22 protein-coding genes and 1 pseudogene are annotated in these 20,231 nt (G+C 58.9%); 8 read left to right on the top strand and 15 right to left on the bottom strand.

Annotation, left to right across the window (positions count from 1 at the left end; translation table 11 throughout):
- The first annotated feature begins 140 nt into the window (after positions 1 to 140).
- Positions 141 to 1,073 carry a 3-methyladenine DNA glycosylase 2 gene (locus C1896_09865; GenBank protein ID AZZ47608.1) on the top strand — a complete coding sequence of 311 codons (933 nt, stop codon included), beginning with the start codon at positions 141 to 143 and terminating at the stop codon, positions 1,071 to 1,073.
- Here the strand turns inward: C1896_09865 and C1896_09860 are convergent.
- From C1896_09860 to C1896_09825, 8 genes are all read right to left on the bottom strand, one after another.
- The gene (locus tag C1896_09860) at positions 1,030 to 1,584 is read right to left on the bottom strand and encodes a histidine phosphatase family protein (protein AZZ45179.1); all 555 of its coding nucleotides are present in this window, start codon (positions 1,582 to 1,584) and stop codon (positions 1,030 to 1,032) included. The two genes, C1896_09865 and C1896_09860, sit on opposite strands and share 44 nt — an antisense overlap.
- Position 1,585: 1 nt before the next feature.
- Complete coding sequence (locus C1896_09855; protein AZZ45178.1) at positions 1,586 to 1,777, bottom strand: hypothetical protein; 192 nt, start codon at positions 1,775 to 1,777, stop codon at positions 1,586 to 1,588.
- A gap of 3 nt (positions 1,778 to 1,780) precedes the next feature.
- A complete protein-coding gene (locus tag C1896_09850) occupies positions 1,781 to 1,990 on the bottom strand; it encodes a hypothetical protein (GenBank protein ID AZZ45177.1) in 210 nt (69 codons plus the stop codon).
- A 73-nt stretch (positions 1,991 to 2,063) separates the two neighbouring features.
- Positions 2,064 to 2,747: an acireductone synthase gene (gene mtnC / locus C1896_09845; GenBank protein AZZ45176.1), complete on the bottom strand. Its 684-nt coding sequence runs from the start codon at positions 2,745 to 2,747 to the stop codon at positions 2,064 to 2,066.
- A complete protein-coding gene (locus tag C1896_09840) occupies positions 2,747 to 3,295 on the bottom strand; it encodes an acireductone dioxygenase (protein AZZ45175.1) in 549 nt (182 codons plus the stop codon). The genes mtnC and C1896_09840 overlap by 1 nt, the downstream gene beginning before the upstream one ends.
- Before the next feature lie 78 nt (positions 3,296 to 3,373).
- Positions 3,374 to 3,994, bottom strand: coding sequence for a methylthioribulose-1-phosphate dehydratase (locus tag C1896_09835; protein AZZ45174.1), 621 nt, complete (start codon positions 3,992 to 3,994; stop codon positions 3,374 to 3,376).
- Positions 3,991 to 5,139, bottom strand: a complete 1,149-nt coding sequence (locus C1896_09830) for an MFS transporter (protein AZZ45173.1) — start codon at positions 5,137 to 5,139, stop codon at positions 3,991 to 3,993. Before C1896_09830 ends, C1896_09835 begins: the two co-directional genes overlap by 4 nt.
- 91 nt (positions 5,140 to 5,230) lie before the next feature.
- A complete protein-coding gene (locus tag C1896_09825; GenBank protein ID AZZ45172.1) occupies positions 5,231 to 6,322 on the bottom strand; it encodes a chorismate synthase in 1,092 nt (363 codons plus the stop codon).
- A 154-nt stretch (positions 6,323 to 6,476) separates the two neighbouring features.
- Between C1896_09825 and C1896_09820 the strand changes: the two genes are divergently transcribed.
- Positions 6,477 to 7,442 carry an alpha/beta hydrolase gene (locus C1896_09820; protein ID AZZ47607.1) on the top strand — a complete coding sequence of 322 codons (966 nt, stop codon included), beginning with the start codon at positions 6,477 to 6,479 and terminating at the stop codon, positions 7,440 to 7,442.
- A 64-nt stretch (positions 7,443 to 7,506) separates the two neighbouring features.
- Entirely contained in the window at positions 7,507 to 8,295 is a 789-nt protein-coding gene (locus C1896_09815) for a hypothetical protein (GenBank protein AZZ47606.1), read from the top strand.
- Positions 8,296 to 8,319: 24 nt separating this feature from the next.
- Here C1896_09815 and C1896_09810 read toward each other — a convergent pair whose 3' ends face one another.
- A complete protein-coding gene (locus tag C1896_09810) occupies positions 8,320 to 9,240 on the bottom strand; it encodes a 50S ribosomal protein L3 N(5)-glutamine methyltransferase (GenBank protein AZZ45171.1) in 921 nt (306 codons plus the stop codon).
- Positions 9,241 to 9,428: 188 nt separating this feature from the next.
- On the opposite strand from C1896_09810, the gene C1896_09805 reads away from it, so the two are divergent.
- From C1896_09805 to folE, 4 genes are all read left to right on the top strand, one after another.
- Positions 9,429 to 10,022: a cysteine hydrolase gene (locus C1896_09805; protein AZZ45170.1), complete on the top strand. Its 594-nt coding sequence runs from the start codon at positions 9,429 to 9,431 to the stop codon at positions 10,020 to 10,022.
- 84 nt (positions 10,023 to 10,106) lie between these two features.
- Positions 10,107 to 10,424: a hypothetical protein gene (locus C1896_09800; GenBank protein ID AZZ45169.1), complete on the top strand. Its 318-nt coding sequence runs from the start codon at positions 10,107 to 10,109 to the stop codon at positions 10,422 to 10,424.
- 92 nt (positions 10,425 to 10,516) lie between these two features.
- A complete protein-coding gene (locus tag C1896_09795) occupies positions 10,517 to 11,074 on the top strand; it encodes a DNA mismatch repair protein MutS (GenBank protein AZZ45168.1) in 558 nt (185 codons plus the stop codon).
- 107 nt (positions 11,075 to 11,181) lie between these two features.
- Positions 11,182 to 11,727: a GTP cyclohydrolase I FolE gene (gene folE / locus C1896_09790; protein ID AZZ45167.1), complete on the top strand. Its 546-nt coding sequence runs from the start codon at positions 11,182 to 11,184 to the stop codon at positions 11,725 to 11,727.
- Between the two features lie 88 nt (positions 11,728 to 11,815).
- Here the strand turns inward: folE and C1896_09785 are convergent, their stop codons facing one another.
- Both C1896_09785 and C1896_09780 read right to left on the bottom strand, forming a co-directional pair.
- A complete protein-coding gene (locus tag C1896_09785; GenBank protein AZZ45166.1) occupies positions 11,816 to 12,421 on the bottom strand; it encodes a glutathione S-transferase in 606 nt (201 codons plus the stop codon).
- 34 nt (positions 12,422 to 12,455) lie between these two features.
- Positions 12,456 to 13,621 (bottom strand): annotated as a pseudogene (locus C1896_09780) (GntR family transcriptional regulator).
- Positions 13,622 to 13,700: 79 nt separating this feature from the next.
- Here C1896_09780 and C1896_09775 point away from each other — a divergent pair.
- Positions 13,701 to 14,144, top strand: a complete 444-nt coding sequence (locus tag C1896_09775) for a MarR family transcriptional regulator (GenBank protein AZZ45165.1) — start codon at positions 13,701 to 13,703, stop codon at positions 14,142 to 14,144.
- A gap of 184 nt (positions 14,145 to 14,328) precedes the next feature.
- On the opposite strand, the gene C1896_09770 is transcribed toward C1896_09775, so the two are convergent.
- The 4 genes from C1896_09770 to C1896_09755 all read right to left on the bottom strand — a co-directional run bounded on the left by C1896_09770 (position 14,329) and on the right by C1896_09755 (position 20,223).
- On the bottom strand, positions 14,329 to 16,014 hold the full coding sequence (locus tag C1896_09770) for a 30S ribosomal protein S1 (protein AZZ45164.1): 1,686 nt from the start codon (positions 16,012 to 16,014) through the stop codon (positions 14,329 to 14,331).
- A 173-nt stretch (positions 16,015 to 16,187) separates the two neighbouring features.
- A complete protein-coding gene (locus C1896_09765) occupies positions 16,188 to 16,874 on the bottom strand; it encodes a (d)CMP kinase (GenBank protein ID AZZ45163.1) in 687 nt (228 codons plus the stop codon).
- Entirely contained in the window at positions 16,871 to 19,099 is a 2,229-nt protein-coding gene (locus C1896_09760) for a bifunctional prephenate dehydrogenase/3-phosphoshikimate 1-carboxyvinyltransferase (protein AZZ47605.1), read from the bottom strand. Before C1896_09760 ends, C1896_09765 begins: the two co-directional genes overlap by 4 nt.
- 14 nt (positions 19,100 to 19,113) lie before the next feature.
- Entirely contained in the window at positions 19,114 to 20,223 is a 1,110-nt protein-coding gene (locus tag C1896_09755) for a histidinol-phosphate transaminase (GenBank protein AZZ45162.1), read from the bottom strand.
- Between the last annotated feature and the right edge of the window lie 8 nt (positions 20,224 to 20,231).

Genomic DNA, 20,231 nt, shown 5'->3' with positions numbered 1-20,231 from the left:
GATGGCGTAACAGACAGGCCCGAAGGCTGTCCAGCTGACAAAGAGCAGCATTCTACTTTGGTCTTATGACAGGAGGAACCATCCGCTCCCAAAGCCCGTTTGGTGAAGACAACGCCATCAGCGCTGGCTATCGTCTACCGATGATCGCAATCTACCTTCCTTACGTTGCCCCATGGAGCTGGCCCCAGTTCCACCAGCATTTTGCGCTGCGCTTGCTACCTGGCCTCGAGGCGCTGGAGCCCGAGCGCTACTCCCGTACCGTGCGTGTCGGTGACGATGTTGGATGGATCAGTGTGCAGCCGCTCGCCACACAGCCCGCTCTTGAACTAACCCTCAGCGATTCACTAGCCGAACACACCGTGGCGTTGGTGATGCGTGTTAGGAAGATGTTCGACCTCGACACCGATCCGACAGTCATAGCTCGGCATTTTGCTGCAGACCCTCACATCGGACCTCTGGTCGCTGCCACTCCAGGGCTGCGCTTGCCGAGCTCGTTCGATCCGTTTGAGCAAGCCGTGCGGGCGATCGTAGGCCAGCAGGTCAGCGTGAAGGCGGCGGTAACCATTACGCGGCGGCTGGTCGAACGGCTTGGCGAACCATGGCTTTGCCTGTCCGCAAGCAGAACGGATAGCTTAACCAAGCTGTTTCCCCGCCCAGAAACTCTAGCCAGCGCGGCACTGGACAGCATTGGTATGCCCGGCAAGCGGGTGGCAGCACTGCAACGATTGTCCGCCTCTGTAGCTAACGGCGCGCTTGAGTTGCATACCGATGATGGTTCGGACGCACTGGTCCGGCGTCTTTGCGAGCTTCCTGGCATTGGCCCATGGACTGCCGAGTACATAGCGTTACGAGGCTTCGGCGAGGCAGATGCCTTTCCAGCCGCCGACCTAGGGCTGCTGAAGGCTCCGTTATGGGGCCGCAACGGCCTCACTACGCGGGAGTTACTTGCCCGATCACAAACGTGGCGCCCCTGGCGAGCCTACGCTGCCGTGTACATCTGGGATAACTACGGGATTTCCTCATTGCAGGCTAAGGCGGGGAAATCCTCGCCAGCACCTGCGGTCGGTCCTTGAGGGGCAACGCCAAGATCAAAGCCTCTCCGGACCGTGGAAATATCCCAGTTAATGCGGTGATGTTGACTTGATGACTGATGAGCACGACGGGGGGTGTCGCTGGCAATGTGCCTAGGAATTCTCGCAAAGCTTCGGTCTGCTGGCTTTTCCTGTCGGCCTGGACAAAGAACGAGTCCAGCATTGGCAAAGGTTCTACCGGAGCAAGCCCCAGCAGCTCCGCCGTTTCCAGGGCCCGGCACCAGCGACTGCTGAGCAGTCTCGGCTCATCAATACCCTTCTTGCGGAGCAAAGCGCCCCATCGCTTTGCCTGCAATCGTCCGGCTTCGTCAAGATTACGTTGAGTCATGCAGTCCCCGAGTACGAAGCCCGGCGGGTCGCCTATTCCGGGTGCCGAGGCGTGACGCATGAGCAATACAGCGCGCCCCTCACGCATCGCCGCCCACGCCGCCTCTTCACCAGCCCAGGCGCTGCAGGTTGAAAGCAGCAACGCGACCAGAATCGCTATGCGCAATTCACAACCTGACCTTGGCGAAATGTCCAGCGGCAACAAACCACATGATTAGCCCGACGACTGGCAACAGCACGACGACAAGGCTCCAGATGGTCTTGCGGCCGACCTCGATCCGACTTCGCCAGATTTGCACGATGGCCACGATATCGGCCACCAGCACGATCAAGGCCAGCAGTGTGCTCCAGGCTTCCACGCGTTAGGGCCTTAGGTTGCGCTCATCTGGCCGATTGCCACGCGGCCCCATGATGCCCCAGATGATCAGGCCCAACACCGGCAGGATGACGATCAGCAATACCCAGAGAGCCTTTTTGCCAGTGCTGCTGTCGCTACGCACCACACTGATGATTGCCCAGATATCCAGCGCCAGGATAAGCAGGCCAAAAATACCGCCAAAGGCATCGGTCATGACAAGACTCCAAATTACGGTGAGTTCGTAATTAGGATGCCTGGCTGGTTTGAGGGTTCAGTATGCGATCAGCTCAGTAGCGGTGCGGGTCAATCGCGTCGAAGCTGGCGACGGCAGGATGACCAGCCAGCTCGCCACCCTCACGCACCAGGCCGCAGGTGTGCATGCCCGCCTGCTGCGCGGCGTCCAGCTCTTCCACGACATCGGAAAGAAAGAGAATCTCGTCGGGTGGCAAGCCGATCGACCCGGCAATTCGCACGTAGGAATCTAGCTCGCGCTTATGCCCGCTACCGGTATCGAAATAGCCGGAAAACAACGGTGTCAGGTCGCCCACCTCAGGGCACCCGAAAATCAGCTTCTGTGCCTGTACCGACCCGGAGGAATAGACGTAGAGCGCGTAGCCCTGATCATGCCAACGACGCAGGCTGTTCACCGCATCCGCATAGACGTGTCCCTTGAGCTGTCCAGCGCGGTAGCCATCGGCCCAGACCATGCCCTGAAGTGTCTTTAGGGGCGTAGCCTTTCGATCATCGGCCATCCAACCCAGCAGAATCTCAACAATGCGCTCGATATTCGCATCCGGCTCGCCGCTCTCACCGCGTACCGCCTCGATCTGTTCCGCCACCGCCGGCTCTGTCGAACGGTTGCGCACGAAATCGGGCAAGTGTTCGCGGGCATAAGGAAACAGTACGTCGAAGACGAAACTCACTGCGCTGGTGGTGCCTTCGATATCGGTAAGGATGGCTTTGACCGGCATCAGAAATCCTCCAGGCGCGGGAAACCGCCGGCGATATCTGCCCCGGTGAATTGCGCGACCCAGCCTTCTGGATTGTTGAACAGGCGAATGGCAACGAAGTGAGGGTCCTCACCCATGTCGAACCAATGCCGGGTTCCGGCAGGCACCGAGATCAGGTCATTCTTCTCGCACAGCACGGCATACACCCTGTCCTCGATATGCAGCGTGAACAACCCGCGGCCGACAACAAAAAAACGCACCTCGTCCTCGGCGTGCTGGTGCTCTTCAAGAAACTTGGCGCGAAGCTCTGCCTTCTGTGGATGGTCGCGGGTCAGGCTGATGACGTCGACCGTGACGTAGCCACGTTCGCTCATCAGTCGATCGATCTGCGGGCGGTAGGCGGCAATCACCTCCTCTGAACTTGCGCCGGCGCGAATGGGCGCGCTGGCTTCCCAGCGTTCCAGGCGCACACCGACGTCGGCCAGCGTGGCAGCGATGTCTTCTATATGAGTGAGCACTTTGAGTGGCTGCTCGGGCGCAGTGTCCTGATAAACGCTGAGAATGCTCATACTGTATGTCTCCGACCGGGATAGCTGCCCCGGGGTTGTAATAATGTCGGCGAGGTGGCGCGTAAAAAAGTGTTCCCGCTACAGGCTTTGCAGCATCCGCAGCTTCAGCTCGCACTCGAAAAGGAACTCGAACGCCTCGATCTGGCCCAGTGCATCCTTCATGTGGGCGCCCCAGGTGTAGAGGCCGTGCCCACGTATCAGGTAGCCGACGCAATCAGGGTGTTCGTTCAGCCAAGGCTGAACCCGCGCGGCGAGTCGCCGGATATCCTGGTCGTTTTCAAACACGGGTACCAGCACTTGCGATTCATGCGATAAAACCCCACTGAACGCCTTCTGCAGCTCGTAATCGACCAACACCAGCGAATCACTGTGGCATATGCGCGAGAGCACCGTCGCATTGACCGAGTGGGTGTGCAGCACCGCGCCGATCTCGGACTTCCAGCGGTACAACTGAGTGTGCAGCAGGGTTTCAGCGGAAGGATTCTTGCCCAGTTCCAGGCTAAGACCATTCATATCCACAGCCAGCAGATCATCCGCCGTCAGTTGTCCCTTGTGCTTGCCGGAGGCCGTCAGTAGCACTTCAGCACTCGTCAGGCGAGCCGAATAGTTGCTGCTGGTGGCCGGCGACCAACCTTTGCTATAGAGAAACTGGCCAGCTTCGATAATGGCCTGCGCCAGGTCGTCACGGATAGCAGTCATGCCGAGTTCCTGCTTGGGATAACGATGATAACGGCTGCGACCAGCGAGGCCAGGCTGGCGATGGCGAACGTCCATAAAGGGCCGAGACTGGCCCAGCTGTAGCCGGAGTAAAGCGCACCCAACGCTCCGCCAACCCCAGCAAGGGTCGCATAGAGCGCCTGCCCCTGCCCTTGCTGGCGGTGGCCGAAGCTACGCTGGACGAAATGAATCGCCGCTGCGTGAAAGCTGCCGAACGTGGCCGCGTGCATCAGCTGCGCAATCAACAGCACGCCCAAATGATCGGCCAGCGTACCCAGCAGCAACCAGCGTAGCGCGGCCAGTAGAAAGCTAGCGGCAAGAACCTGGCGCAACGAAAAGCGCGCCAGCAGCGAAGCCATCACCAGGAAGATCAGGATTTCCGCTACGACCCCGAGCGCCCAGAGCAGGCCGATGGTGCCACGGCCATAGCCGAGCGTTTCGAGATGAATGGTGAAAAAGGTGTAGTACGGGCCATGACTGACCTGCATCAGACCGACACACACGAAGAATGCCAATACACCCGGACGGCATAGCTGACGAAAAAAACCACCCTGCCCCTCCGGCTCAGGGCGCTCCGCCGGCACCGCGTTGGGCACCCATACGCTGCTGATCACGATCCCGACCATGACTGTCAGCACCGCCACCGGATAAATGTCGAGACTCAGATGCTCGAACAGCGCCCCAAGTCCCACCACCGCCGCGATGAAACCGATGCTGCCCCATAGGCGAATCTGACTATAGCGAGACGCTTGTTCGTGCAGGTGCGCCAGGGTGATGACCTCGAACTGCGGTAACACTGCATGCCAGAAGAACGCATGCAGCGCCATCACCAATGCCAGCCAGGCGTAACTTTTACTGTAGAAGATCAAACTGAACGAAATCAGCGTACAGACTGCTCCAATACGAACAATCGTCAGACGCCGGCCAGTGACATCGCCCAGCCAACCCCACAGGTTCGGTGCCAGGCAGCGCATCAGCATGGGAATGGCCACCAGCTCGCCAATGCGCTCGGCAGAAAAGCCAAGATGGTCGAAATAGAGGCCGAGAAACGGCGCCGCCGAACCGAGTAGCGCAAAGTAGAAAAAGTAGAAACCGGACAGGCGCCAGTAGGGAATCAAAGCTGCCATAGGCGAAAAAGCCAGTAGCTGGAAGCAAAGCGACTAGAGGCAGGAACGAGCGGTTTGCTCGATTTCCGGCTTCAGGCTCCCAGCCGCAAGCTTAGAGCTGCCCCAACACCGGCGTACCCACCAGCACATCGGCATTCTGCCCCCGATGGCGCAGCAGATGATCCAGCAAAACGATGGCCATCATCGCTTCGGCGATCGGCGTCGCACGGATACCCACGCAGGGGTCGTGGCGACCTTTGGTGATGACATCCACGGGATTGCCGTCGACGTCGATCGAGCGGCCCGGCGTGGTGATACTGGACGTCGGCTTGAGCGCCAGATGCGCGATGATCGGTTGACCGGACGAAACGCCGCCCAGAACGCCGCCTGCATTGTTGGAAAGGAAACCGTCCGGCGTCATCTCGTCACGGTGCTCGGTGCCACGCTGGGCGACGCTGGCGAAGCCGGCACCGATTTCAACGCCCTTCACCGCATTGATGCTCATCAGGGCATGGGCCAGTTCAGCATCGAGACGGTCAAAAATCGGCTCGCCAAGCCCTGGAGGTACGCCTTCGGCGACGACACTGATTTTGGCACCAACCGAATCCTGATCACGACGCAACTGATCCATATACGCTTCCAGCTCCGGCACCTTGTCCGGGTCCGGACTGAAAAATGCGTTCTGCTCAACGCTTTCCCAGGTCTTGAATGGAATTTCGATCGGACCCAGCTGGCTCATGTAGCCGCGCACCTGGATGCCTAGCGTCGCCAGGTATTTCTTGGCGATGGCGCCGGCAGCGACGCGCATGGCGGTTTCGCGGGCTGAGCTGCGACCACCGCCGCGGTAGTCACGCAGACCGTACTTGTGGTGATAGCTGTAGTCGGCATGAGCGGGACGGAACTGGTCCTTGATTGCCGAATAGTCCTTGGATTTCTGGTCCGTGTTACGGATCAGCAATCCAATGGGGCAGCCGGTCGTACGACCTTCGAATACGCCGGAAAGGATTTCAACCTCATCCGCTTCCTGGCGCTGGGTGGTATGCCGGCTGGTGCCAGGCTTGCGTCGATCGAGGTCGCGCTGCAGGTCAGCGGCGCTCAGTTCCAGGCCCGGCGGACAGCCGTCGACGATCGCGACCAATGCCGGACCATGGCTTTCGCCAGCCGTGGTAACGGTGAACAGCTTGCCGTAAGTATTGCCGGACATGCAGGGCGCTCCGCGATCGACCTAAAGAGGGGGCGGAAGTATACCCGAGCCGCCGCCGGTTTCGCTGCCTACAGCGGTGGCGCATACTGCCAACCCGCCCAACCGTCAGCTCGCTCCGTATCCGCCCCGCTTCGCCAATGGTTTATTGCTGCCCATGCGTTTCCTTTTAGTGTTCACGTTGCTCACCATGCTCGCTCCCTTAGTCCAAGCCCAGACGCTGCTGAATCAGAGGATGACCGTGCAGGTGCCAGACGGGCGTCTTCATGGCAGCCTGCTGCTTCCGAAGTCGGATATCACCCTGCCAGTCGCGTTGTTGATAGCCGGCTCAGGCCCGACCGACCGCGACGGCAACAATCCATTGGGCCACAACGATAGTCTCAAGCGGCTGGCACAGGCATTGGCCAAACGCGGCATCGCCAGCGTGCGTTATGACAAGCGCGGCGTCGGCCAGAGCCGCGCGCTGGCACCTGACGAAAGCCAACTGGATGTGAAGGATTACGTGGCCGATGCAGTAGCCTGGACGCGCCTGTTGCAAGCCGATCCGCGATTTTCGGCGGTCGTGCTGGTCGGCCACAGCGAAGGTGCACTAATTGCCAGCCTGGCTGAGCCTACCGTTAAACCCGCTGCACTGATCAGCCTTGCAGGCAGCGGTCGCCCCATCGACACGCTGCTGCGCGAGCAACTCCAGGGCCGCTTGTCGCCGCCGCTGCTGGCAACCGCGTACTACCTGATCGATGAGCTCAAGGCAGGAAGAATCCATGATCAGGTGCCCGACCCATTGCGGATTCTGTTCCGCCCGAGCGTACAGCCTTATCTCATCTCGCTGTTCCGCCAGGACCCAGCCAATGCATTCGCGGGCACCAAAGCACCGGCGTTAATTATCCAGGGCACTCATGACATTCAGGTCGGGCGCGAAGATGCCCAGGCCCTGAAGCGAGCCAGAGCCGACGCGGAGTTGGCCCTGATATCAGGGATGGGGCACGTATTGCGCATTACGCCGCCGGAGCGCGCCGGACAAATGGCCTCCTATAGCAGCCCCGAATTGCCTATCGCTCATGAACTGACGGAACAGATCAGCCGATTCTTGTCCGAGCACGGCATATTGCCAGCCTCCAGTTAGCCCGCTATCGGCCGATACGCTCCTTGCCTGCCGCAACGACCCGCACAGGCCCATGGACGCCGAGATGACAGACAGCACAACAGCACCTAACGACAACGAGGCCCTGACGCCCGCTGTGCCCCAGCCGCACCCCTGGGCCGAACTCGTCCCGGATCGCTTCCGACTGCTTCGCCTGTCGCCATTGCCCACTGACCGAGACACCGGGGCGCGCCCGCTACGGTTCGTGGAGTTGGCCCAGGTCGAGCGACATACGCCTCAGCAGAGCCTTTTGAAGCTCTTCATACGGATACCAGGACAAGTGCTGTCTAAACAGCACAATCTGTTGGAAATCTGGGCCGACCACCGAGCCAAAGAAGTGCGCTTCGGCCCAGACTCTGGTCTGCATATAGAACCGGCAAACCGTGGCCTTGGACGCTTCCTGCTTGCGCAGGGGGCAGCCTGGGCTCAGAAGCGCTGGGCACATTATCTGGTCGAAGGCGGCGCGTTGCCGGTCAAAGATATAACCGGCGAGGACACACGCTTGCGGCGCGATCATTGCCTGCTCAGCCAGGGTTTCGATGTGCTGTATACCGAGCCCAAGCAGCTCAAGGCGACCTACAGTGCGAGTCGTGTCAGTGCGTTGCGGCCTGATTGGAATATCGAAAAGGTGCAAATCATCGAACTGCAAGAGGCCGCGGCGATGCTCGAGCAGGCTGATCGCAATCTGCTCGAGCGGGAAAATCAAATTCGCGATATCCACGAACGCTTGAGCAAGCTTCGCCGGGAGGATGGCACCCTCCGATTCACCATTGCCTGCCTGATCGTCTTCGCCCTGTTTCAGGCCGGGCTACTGATCTGGATCGCAACCCGCTGACGCTCCAGGGCCGCTCGACCTCGCCTACCGCACAAGCCGTTCACGAAACAGCGCCTGATGATCCCGGCACTGACTGGCCGCGAGCAGAAAAACACCATGCCCGCCGTCCGTGAACTCGAGCCAGGTAAAGTCGACTTCCGGATAAAGCGCTTCGACATGCACCTGACTGTTGCCGACTTCGACGACGAGGGTGCCGGTCTCGGTCAGGTGATCGGCCGCCTCCGCCAGTATTCTTCGCACCAGATTCAACCCGTCGTCACCACAGGCTAAACCCAGTGCGGGCTCATGCTGGAACTCGGCAGGCATATCGGCGAAATCTTCAGCGTCCACATAGGGTGGGTTGGAGACAATGAGGTCGAAGCGCTGCTTGGGCAGCCCATCGAACCCATCGCCCTGTACGGTGTAAACCCGATCGTCCAAGCCATGCTGTTCAATGTTGCGGTTGGCCACTTCCAGCGCTTCGAAAGACAGGTCGGCCAGCAGCACCTCTGCATCGAGGAATTCATAGGCGCAGGCAATGCCGATGCAACCGGAACCGGCACACAGGTCGAGAATCCGTGCGGGCTCCTTCGCCAACCATGGCTCGAAGCGACGCTCGATCAATTGGCCAATCGGCGAGCGCGGAATCAGTACGTGATCGTTCACGATGAACGGAAGCCCGCAAAACCAGGCCTGCCCGAGCAGATAGGCGGTAGGCACGCGTTGCTCGATTCGCCGGTGCAGCAAAGCCTGTAGATGCTCACGCTCATCGTCTTCCAGCCGACAATCGAGGTAGCTGTCGGCCATCTCCCACGGCAAGTGCAAGGCACCAAGCACCAACTGGCGAGCTTCATCCCAAGCGTTGTCCGTGCCGTGGCCGAAGAACAGCTGTTCGGCGTGGAAGCGGCTGACAGCCCAGCGAATATGGTCACGCAAGGTGCGCAAACGGGAAGACGAAGCAGTCACGGGGCATCTCCTTTAAAAAGGGCGAAAGTCTAGCTGATGGCCCCGCTCGTTTCGCGAATTTTGAGGCTCTGCGTGGTGGCATAACGCCCATAACGCCGATGTATATGACCAAATCATCGCCTATTGGCTGTTCACATCTCGCGCTACTGGCGCCACAATCATGCCCCTCTCAGAACAAGGAGTCAGTCATGTCCAAGCCACAGACCATGCTTCAGCTCAGTGGCCGCAGTTATGCACCGGCGACTTTGGCCAACGCGACCCTTGTCATCATTGACGTTCAGGAAGAATACCGGACGGGAACGCTGGCATTACCAAATCTGGATTCGTCGCTGGAGCAGATCAGCAAGCTGCTGGCCGCCGCCCGCGCTGCTGGCGCACCCATCGTGCATGTTCATCACCTGGGCATCCCGGGTGGGCTGTTCGACCCCCAAGGATTACGTGGCCAGATCATGCCGGAAGCGGCACCGCTTCCAGGCGAAACCGTGATCGGCAAGACACTGCCTAATGCGTTCGCCGGCACAAAACTACACGAGCTGCTGCAGCAGCATGGCCGCCTCGACCTCATTGTTTGCGGATTCATGACTCACTCGAGCGTGAGCACCACCGTCCGCGCGGCAAAGGACTATGGCTACCGCTGTACACTGGTTGACAAGGCCTGCGCCACACGTGACCTGCCGATGGGAGACGGCGCGATCGCCGCGGCAGAGGTGCATCGCATGGAAATGACCATTCTCGCCGATAACTTCGCTGTTTGCGTGACTGATGCCGAAGCACTGGCATAAGGCGCAACCGCACCGAAAAGCGTCTAGCCTGCCTCGTCTACGCTTTCCAACGGCCTGATAGCCGCTCCCGAGGAGCTAACCGGAATGAAACGAACCGATGGATTCGATGCTCGCCGTCTCCGCCCTCGGCAACATCGCAGCTGGGGCTCACGCCTTGGCGCAGCACTTGGTCTGCTGCTGATCGTCGCGGGCGCGCTCTTCATTGGCACCGGTGTTGCGTCACTGTTTAGCGGTATCGGAGCCCTGGCCAGCATGCCTCTGGACAAGGAAGCCGCGGTGACGCTATTGACCTTGGGTCTGATCCTATTGCTGCTTGGCGCATTCGTGCGGCGTCGTGTGCGCCGCCGCATGCATACACCGAGCGGGTTGAGTCTTTCGCCACGCCTGAAAAAACGCCGTTAGTCTGTCCGCGCTTGCCCAGCATGGCATTCGAGGGGGAAGTCAGCCCTGGACAAAAGCTTTGAGATAAAATGGCCGACTTAAGCGGAGGCCTCATGCAAGAAGATGATTTTTCCCTGTTCAGATCAGCTGTGCGTGGCGTCAAGCCTATCGAACACGACCGGGCTGAAATTGGTAAACCACGCAGCAACAAAGCACAGATAGCCACTCTACGTGCCAATGCCTCGATCAGCGACGGCGATACCAGGATCGATGGGCTTTCCGATCAGTTCGTAATTGATGTTGCGGCTGAAGATGAACTGTACTGGGTGCGCGACGGTGTCCAGGACAGCCAGATACGCAAACTGAAAGCTGGCCAAATTCCATTCGAGGGCAGCCTGGACCTGCATGGGCTGAGCGTTGAGAAAGCCCGCGTGCTGCTCTGGGACTTTCTCGCCGAAGCGTGCAAATTCGAGATTCGCTGCGTGCGTGTGACGCATGGCAAGGCCGCAAGAAAAGACGGTAAGCGCCCCTTGATCAAAAGCCATGTTAATACCTGGTTACGCCAGCACGCCCAGGTATTGGGCTTCACCTCTTGCCTACCAAGACATGGCGGCACCGGCGGGGTATATGTAATCCTCAAACGGACCATGCTCGAAGGCCGCGACGAATAATCCAAGCGCCGCAATCAAGCCGGTCAGCGCGACGCATGCTTGCAGCCCAGCCGTCGACCCCCTAACCTTCGCACTCGCGCTTTTTTGCAAGCCTGACAGGTAGTCACATGTCCCTGGAAACACATTACACAGCGATCCTTGGCCAACTCGGCGAGGACGTCAACCGCGAGGGCCTGCTCGATACGCCCAAGCGCGCCGCTAAAGCCATGCAGTACCTGTGCAAGGGTTATCAGCAGACGCTCGAGGACGTCACGAACGGCGCGCTGTTCAGCTCCGATAACAGCGAAATGGTACTGGTCAAGAACATCGAGCTCTATTCGTTGTGCGAACACCACATGCTGCCCTTCATCGGCAAGGCGCATGTCGCTTATTTGCCCAACGGCAAGGTGCTCGGCCTGTCGAAAGTCGCTCGCATTGTTGACATGTATGCCCGCCGACTGCAGATCCAGGAAAACCTCACCCGCGAGATTGCAGAAGCGATTCAGCAGGTTACGGGTGCATGGGGTGTCGCAGTCGTGATCGAAGCGCAGCACATGTGCATGATGATGCGCGGCGTCGAGAAACAGAACTCATCGATGGTCACCTCGGTCATGCTCGGCCAATTCCGCGAAAATGCCGCCACGCGTAGTGAATTTCTCGGCCTGGTAAAATAAGGTCAGCTATTAGCCGCTAAGCCTTTGCAGACCAAGCCTGTCAGCTTATGGCTGACCATTCAAAAAGCTCGCGGCTACGCGCTTCTTTTCAATCGAACATGCCGACATGGCGCGGATGACTGGCCACACGCTGCAGCCAGGCACTGATGGCCGGGTACCGCGCCAGGCTGAAACCGCCCTCCCCAGCCACGTGGGTATAGGCGTAGAGCGCAACATCAGCGATCGAGTAGTGCTCGCCAACCAGATAGGGCGTGCGTAGCAGCTGCTGCTCCATGACATCAAGCGCGTGATAACCATCCAGTTGCTTGGCTGCATATTCATCGAGGCGATCGTCCGGCAAGCCCAGATAAACCTTGATGAACCGCGCCACAGCGATGAAGGGTTCATGGCTGTATTGCTCGAAGAACTGCCACTGCAGAACCTGGGTCCGCAACCGGGCATCGGCCGGCAGGAATTCACTTCCTTCAGCGAGGAAGTTGAGGATTGCGTTCGATTCCCACAGGCAGCTACCGTCTTCCAGCTCGAGCACCGGTATCTTGCCGTTGGGATTCATTTTCAGAAATGCTGCCTCACGGCTTTCACCGCGCAGGATATCCACCGGAACCCACTCATACGATCGCCCCAGCAAGTGCAGCATCAGCTTCACCTTGTAGCAGTTACCGGACCGATAGTCGCCGTACACCTTGTATGTCATTTTGCCCTCCAGCGGTGCATCCACCGCATCTGAACTATGCCGCTTCGACCACTAGCGCCTCGCGAATCACACTCGCCAGGCGGCGAATACCCTCATCAAGACGCTCTGGCGCGACATGACTGAAGTTGAGCCGCAGATAACCGAGATTTTGCTCGGGGTCGACGAAGAACGGCTCGCCAGGCATGAACACCACATCCTGCGCCAACGCGGAATCGAGCAGCGTTCGGGTGTCGATCGGTTGTTTCAGCTGCAGCCAGAAGAACAGCCCCCCTGCGGCACCTGCCAATCGGCGAGGTCGGCGAAATAATCATTCAACGCAGCCTGCATCGCATCACGGCGCAGGCGGTAGAAACTGCGCAGCTCACCCAGATGCAACCGATACTGCTCGCTTCCGAGCCACTGAAGCGCCTGCCACTGACCAACGCGATTGGTATGCAGGTCGGCTGACTGCTTCAGACGTAACAGATAAGGGAACAGGTCCGGTGTTGCGATCAGATACCCGACACGTAGCCCTGGAAGCAGGGTCTTGGAAACTGTCCCGGTGTAGATCCAGCTTGCGTTGCGCAAGCGGCTAACGATTGGGCGAGCACGACCTTCGTCGAATACCAGTTCGCGGTAGGGTTCATCTTCAATCAGGGTCACGCCGAACTCGTCAAGCAGCGCGGCTACCGCATCACGCTTTTCCTCGCTATAACGGACCGCCGAGGGATTCTGGAACGTTGGGATAAGGTAAGCAAAGGCCGGCTTGTGCTGTTCCAGCCGTCGACGCAGCGCGACCAGCGATGGCCCATCGGACTCCTGCGGCACCGCCAGACAGTCGGCTCCGAACAATTGAAAAGCCTGCAGGGCGGCTAGATAAGTCGGCGCCTCGAGCAGCACCTCGGTGCCCCGATCGATGAACAGCTTGGATGCGAGGTCCAGGGTCTGCTGGGAACCGCTGACGATCAGCACTTGACTGGCCGAGCAAGAAACACCGATTGCTCGGGCTTCCTCCGCGATGGCCTCGCGCAGTGCGGGCTCCCCTTCGCTCATCCCGTACTGACCCAGGCTCGCCGGCATGGGCGCCCAGTCGACCTTCGGCAGCATGGATTCAGCAGGCAGTCCACCAGCGAAAGACATCACCTCAGGACGCTGTGCAGCGGCAAGAATTTCACGGATCAGCGAGCTTTTCAGGCGGTCAATGCGTTCGGAGAAGACCATGGGGCACCAGATGCAGGAATAATAAAAATGAGTCAAACTACTTGACCAAAATTACGCCCTCAACTGTAAATACGTCAATATGCCTGACCTAAAAAAAAGCACTGTTCAGCGCCAGATCATGGAGAGCTTCTTCCTAGGCTATCAGGCGTTTACAGCCAAGCCGGACGAGATGCTTGCCCGACGCGGACTGTCCCGAGTGCATCACAGAATCCTGTTTTTTATCGCAAGCTACCCCGACCTCAGCGTTAAAGAGCTACTCAGCTACCTGGGGGTCAGTAAGCAGGCCTTGAATACGCCATTGCGTCAGCTGATTGAAATGCATCTGGTGGAGAGCAGGACGGCCGATGAAGACAAGCGCAAGCGCATGCTGCGCTTCACTGCCGAGGGTGCAAAGCTAGAGCAGGCATTGCGACGCGAACAGGTGCGTCTCCTCGAACGGGCCTTCCAGCATGCTGGGGAGGAAGCGGTGAATGGCTGGCTGGCGGTTAACCAGGCATTGGCAACCGGCACGATACGAACTTGAAAAACTGAACAGCTCGACCTCGACTGGTGGGCGCTTTGCTACTGGAGATCCATGATAGATCGAAGCCCTACACCTTCCTCAGGACGGGTTAACTAAGGTCAAGGCGATATGTAACTCTTGATCAGGACGGGACAGACACAAAAAAGGGCGACCGAAGTCGCCCTTTTTTAATGGATCGCAGAACTTAGTTCTGGTTTTCCATCTGCGCGCGGATCAGATCACCAATGGTGGTCGGACCGGCAGTTGGCTCTACGTCCTGCTTGGTACGCAGTTCCTTCATCGCGTCCTTCTCGTCCTCAACGTCTTTCGACTTGATGGACAGGCTGATGACGCGGCTCTTACGGTCGATGCTGATGATCTTGGCTTCGACTTCTTCGCCTTCTTTCAGGACGTTACGCGCATCTTCAACGCGGTCACGGCTGATTTCAGAGGCTTTCAGTGTGGCTTCGATATCGTTGCCCAGATCGATGACGGCGCCTTTGGCGTCAACTTCTTTCACGATGCCGCGAACGATGCTGCCCTTGTCATTGACGGCGGCGTAGTTGGAGAACGGATCGTCTTCCAGCTGCTTGATGCCCAGGGAGATGCGCTCGCGCTCCGGATCAACCGACAGGATGACGGTGTCCAGCTCGTCGCCCTTCTTGAAGCGACGCACGGCTTCTTCGCCAGCTTCGTTCCAGGAGATGTCGGACAAGTGAACCAGACCGTCGATGCCGCCGTCCAGACCAATGAAGATACCGAAATCGGTGATCGACTTGATGGTGCCGGAGATGCGGTCGCCCTTGTTGAACTGGCCAGAGAAGTCTTCCCATGGGTTGGACTTGCACTGCTTGATGCCAAGGGAGATACGACGACGCTCTTCGTCGATGTCCAGCACCATGACTTCCACTTCGTCGCCGACTTGTACGACCTTCGACGGGTGAATGTTCTTGTTGGTCCAATCCATTTCGGAAACGTGTACCAGACCTTCAACGCCTTCTTCCAGCTCAGCGAAGCAGCCGTAGTCAGTCAGGTTGGTGACACGGGCCACGACGCGAGTGTTCTCTGGGTAACGAGCCTTGATAGCAACCCATGGGTCTTCACCCAGCTGCTTCAGACCCAGGGAAACGCGGTTACGCTCGCGGTCGAACTTCAATACCTTGACATCGATCTCGTCGCCAACATTGACGATTTCCGACGGATGCTTGATGCGCTTCCAGGCCATATCGGTGATGTGCAGCAGACCGTCCACGCCGCCCAGATCGACGAACGCGCCGTAATCCGTGAGGTTCTTGACGATACCTTTGACCTGCTGGCCTTCCTGCAGCGATTCCAGCAGAGCTTCGCGCTCGGCGCTGTTTTCGGCTTCCAGGACGCTACGACGGGAAACGACAACGTTGTTGCGCTTCTGGTCGAGCTTGATGACCTTGAATTCGAGTTCCTTGCCTTCCAGGTGAGTAGTATCACGCACTGGACGGACATCAACCAGGGAACCTGGCAGGAACGCACGGATGCCGTTAACGTCGACAGTGAAGCCGCCCTTAACCTTACCGTTGATAACGCCCTTGACCACTTCCTCAGCTGCGAAAGCCGCTTCCAGAACAATCCAGCACTCAGCACGCTTGGCTTTTTCGCGGGACAGCTTGGTTTCACCGAAGCCATCTTCAACCGCGTCCAGCGCAACGTGAACCTCGTCACCCACGCTGATGGTCAGCTCGCCCTGCTCGTTGTAGAACTGCTCGACCGGGATGACGCCCTCAGACTTCAGACCGGCATGAACAGTGACCCAGTCACCGTCGATGTCGACCACGATGCCGGTGATGATCGCACCCGGCTGCATGTCGAGGGTTTTTAGGCTTTCTTCAAAAAGTTCTGCAAAGCTTTCGCTCATGTTTATTCCTGCTGTTTTCGGACGAGGATCCGCCCAATCTCCACATCCCAGATAGAAGTGGGTTCATTCATATAAAAAAAGGCGTGCGGGACTAGATCTGGTCTCCCACATGCCTCCTTGTTAACAGCTCTCGTTATCGAGAAACCGTCAGGCCACCTCTCGGCGGTCGCTCTTCAGGCGAAATCGCGATTGGCGACTTCGCTCAGAATCTGTCCTAACACCTGCTCGATGGAAAGATCTGTGGAATCCAGCTGCACCGCATCATCTGCTGGCTTCAGCGGCGCCACGTCACGTTGGGTATCGCGCTCGTCACGCGCCCGTATCTCATCGAGAAGACTCGCGAGATTAACATCATCACCCTTGCTATTCAACTGAAGGTAACGACGCCTGGCCCGTTCTTCTGCACTGGCCGTGAGATAGATCTTCAACGGCGCGTCCGGAAACACCACCGTGCCCATGTCTCGACCATCCGCAACAAGCCCGGGTGGTTCACGAAACGCTTTCTGACGCTGCAGCAATGCCTCACGTACGACCGGTAGTGCAGCGACCTGTGACGCGCCGGCGCCGACTTGCTCGTTGCGAATCGCCTGAGTGACGTCCTCGCCTTCGAGGATGATCTGCATCCCTTCTCCACCTTTGGCAGCACCGAACTGCACATCCAGATGGGCCGCCAATAGCTTCAGCGCCTCTTCATTGGTCAGATCAACCCCATGGTTGCGCGCTGCGAAGGCAAGCAGACGGTACAGCGCACCGGAATCGAGAAAATTCCAGCCCAGCTTGGCCGCCAGCAACGCCGCAACCGTGCCTTTTCCAGAACCACTCGGACCGTCGATGGTGATGACCGGGACCTGCCTGATCATGAGTTACCCTCCACACCTACCCGCATCCCAGCCCGCTCGGCCAGTGCAAGGAAGTTCGGGAACGAAGTGGCCACGTTGGCACAGTCGTGAATTCGGATCGGCGCGCTGGCGCGAAGCGCGGCCACGCTGAAGGACATGGCGATACGATGATCGCCGTGCGCCCAGACTTCGCCCCCGCCTAGGCCCCCACTGCCTTCGATGATAATCCCATCCGTTGTAGGCGTGGCACTCACGCCCAGCGATTGCAGACCATCGGCCATCACCTGAATGCGATCAGACTCCTTGACCCGCAACTCCTCAGCTCCGCGCAGCGTGGTTCGCCCTTCGGCGCAAGATGCCGCAACGAACAGCACAGGGAATTCATCGATCGCCAACGGCACGAGGTCTTCCGGGATATCGATCCCATTGAGCTGTGCAGCACGCACTCGGATATCCGCAACCGGCTCACCGCCCACTTCGCGAAGGTTGCTCAACTCGATGTTGGCGCCCATCAGCCGGAGAATGTCGATGACGCCAGTACGGGTCGGATTGACCCCTACGTGCTCAAGCGTGATATCGGAGCCAGGCGCGATGCTGGCTGCAACCATGAAGAAAGCCGAGGACGAAATATCGGCAGGCACTTCGATCTGAGTCGAACGCAGTGTATGACCAGATTCGACCGTAGCGGTGTTGCCCTCGACCTGCACCGGATAACCGAAGCCTTGTAGCATCCGCTCGGTGTGGTCTCGTGTCGGCGCAGGCTCCGTGACCGATGTTTTGTCGGTCGCATATAGGCCCGCGAGCAGCAGACAGGATTTGACCTGAGCACTGGCCATCGGCATGTCGTAGTGCATACCAGAGAGCTTCTGACCACCGCGAATAGTCATTGGCGGGCGGCCGTCGGCGGCCGTTTCGATCACCGCACCCATTTCGCGTAAGGGTTTGGCGACACGGTTCATTGGGCGCTTGGACAGCGAAGCGTCACCGGTGAGCGTCGTGTCGAATGGCTGCGCCGCCAGCAGACCAGACAGCAGGCGCATTGAGGTACCGGAGTTACCGAGGTAGATCGGTCCTGGCGGCGGCTTCAAGCCGTGCAAGCCAACACCGTGAACCGTCACGCGTCCCTGATTCGGACCCTCGATGACCACGCCCATGTCGCGGAATGCCTGGATGGTTGCAAGCGCATCCTCACCCTCGAGAAAGCCTTCAACCTCAGTGGTGCCTTCGGCAAGCGAGCCAAGCATGATCGAACGATGGGAAATGGATTTGTCACCTGGCACACGAAGTTGGCCGCTGAGGCTGCCGCCAGGATTGGCAAGGAAGATCAGATCTTTGGAATGCATAACGTCCACATAGGCTCTGCGAGCCAGTATTTTGCTGAAATGTTCCCGGGCAGCCTTGGCGCGCGTGAACACGCCCAACAATGTATGCCCGTCTCCTTCATCGACCGCGGCGCGCAGGGCGTCGAGGTCGGCACGAAAATCGTCCAGGGTATGGAGCACCGCCTCGCGATTGGCGAGAAATATGTCGTGCCACATCACCGGATCGCTGCCCGCAATACGCGTGAAATCTCGAAATCCACCCGCGGCGTAGCGAAATATTTCCAGGTTCTCGTTGCGCTTTGCCAGCGAATCCACCAGACCAAACGCCAGAAGATGCGGCAGATGACTGGTAGCAGCCAGCACTTCGTCATGATGCCTAACGTCCATATGCTCGACATCGGCGCCCAGCGCACGCCACAGCCCGTCTACAAGCGACAGCGCAGCCGGATCTGTATCTTCCAAAGGCGTCAGGATCACTTTGTGACGGCGGAAAAGCGTGCTTTGGGCAGCAGTGACGCCACTCTGTTCCGAGCCGGCTATCGGATGCCCAGGTACAAAGCGCGGCGGCATCCGACCGAAATGTTCGCGGGCACAGCGCACCACGTTACCCTTGGCGCTACCGACGTCGGTCAGCACGGCATTCCCGAGGTCGAGTGTTGCGAGTTCTGCCAACAGGCGCTCCATGGCCAGGATCGGGACGGCCAGCTGAATGACGTCCGCATCCCGGCAGGCTTCCTCGAGGCTGTCAGCGCAGCGATCCACCACGCCAAGATCGACGGCAAGCTCACGAGATCTTGGATCCAGATCGAATCCGATGACCTCGGTGCAGCACCCGCCTTCACGCAGCCCTTTGGCGAACGAACCACCAATCAGGCCCAGGCCGACAACGACCAGGCGACCAATCTTCGGCGTGCCCGCCGCCAACGTATGCGTTCGGCTCAATGCCCGAGCGCCTTGTGCAACGCTTCGAGGAAGCGAGCATTCTCCGCTTCGGTGCCAATGGACACCCGAAGAAAGGTTGGCATCCCATAGCTAGCGACCGGCCGCACGATGACACCGTCACGCAGCAGGGATTGATTGATGGGGGCAGCATCGCGACCAAAATCAACGGCAATGAAATTTGCGCGCGAAGGGATCCAATCGAGCCCCATCGCCTTGAACTCGGCTTCGAGCTGACGCATGCCAGCGGAGTTACATGCCCGGCTCTCAATGAGATAAGCCTGATCATCAAGCGCGGCACAAGCCGCCGCTAGCGCGAGGCTGTTGACATTGAAGGGCTGGCGCACTCGATTCAGCACATCGGCAATGACCGGAGAACTGATCGCATAACCCACACGCAACGCAGCCAAACCGTACGCCTTGGAAAATGTCCGCGAGACTAGAAGGTTGGGGTGTGCCCCCAGGAAGCTTAAGCCATCTGGTAATTCGCCATCCTCGGCATACTCGATATAGGCCTCATCCAGCACCACCAGAACCTGTTCAGGCACACCGGAGAGGAAGCGCGCCAGCGCATCGGAACCAAACCAGGTGCCTGTGGGGTTGTTTGGGTTGGCGATAAACACGACGCGAGTATTGTCGTCGATGGCAGCTAGCATGGCGTCGAGATCATGACCCCATTGGCGGGCCGGTACCGGCTTCGCCTGCGCCCCAACGGCCTGAGTGGCGATCGGGTAGACCGCAAATGCGTGCTCACTGAAGACCGCATTGAGGCCAGGCGCGAGATAGGCACGCGCGACCAGTTCCAGAATATCGTTAGAGCCGTTACCGAGCGTCACTTGCTCGACACCAACACCGTATCGCTCAGCCAATTTGCTCTTGAGCATATACCCGTTGCCGTCCGGGTAACGGGTCAGCTCATCGAGCTGCGCTTTGATCGCCTCCATGGCCTTGGGACTGGGACCCAGTGGATTCTCATTGCTGGCCAGCTTGACGATGGTCGCCGGATCGAGATCGAGCTCACGCGCCAGTTCATCCACGGGCTTGCCCGGCACATAGGGGGACAGCTTTTGCACGCCTGGCTGAGCCAAAGCGAGGAAATCACAGCTCATACATTAAG

Source organism: Pseudomonadaceae bacterium SI-3 (genome assembly GCA_004010935.1).
Classification (GTDB): domain Bacteria; phylum Pseudomonadota; class Gammaproteobacteria; order Pseudomonadales; family Pseudomonadaceae; genus Stutzerimonas.
Note: the sequence above shows the minus strand (reverse complement) of the source record. Positions and strands in the feature narration are given on the sequence as shown.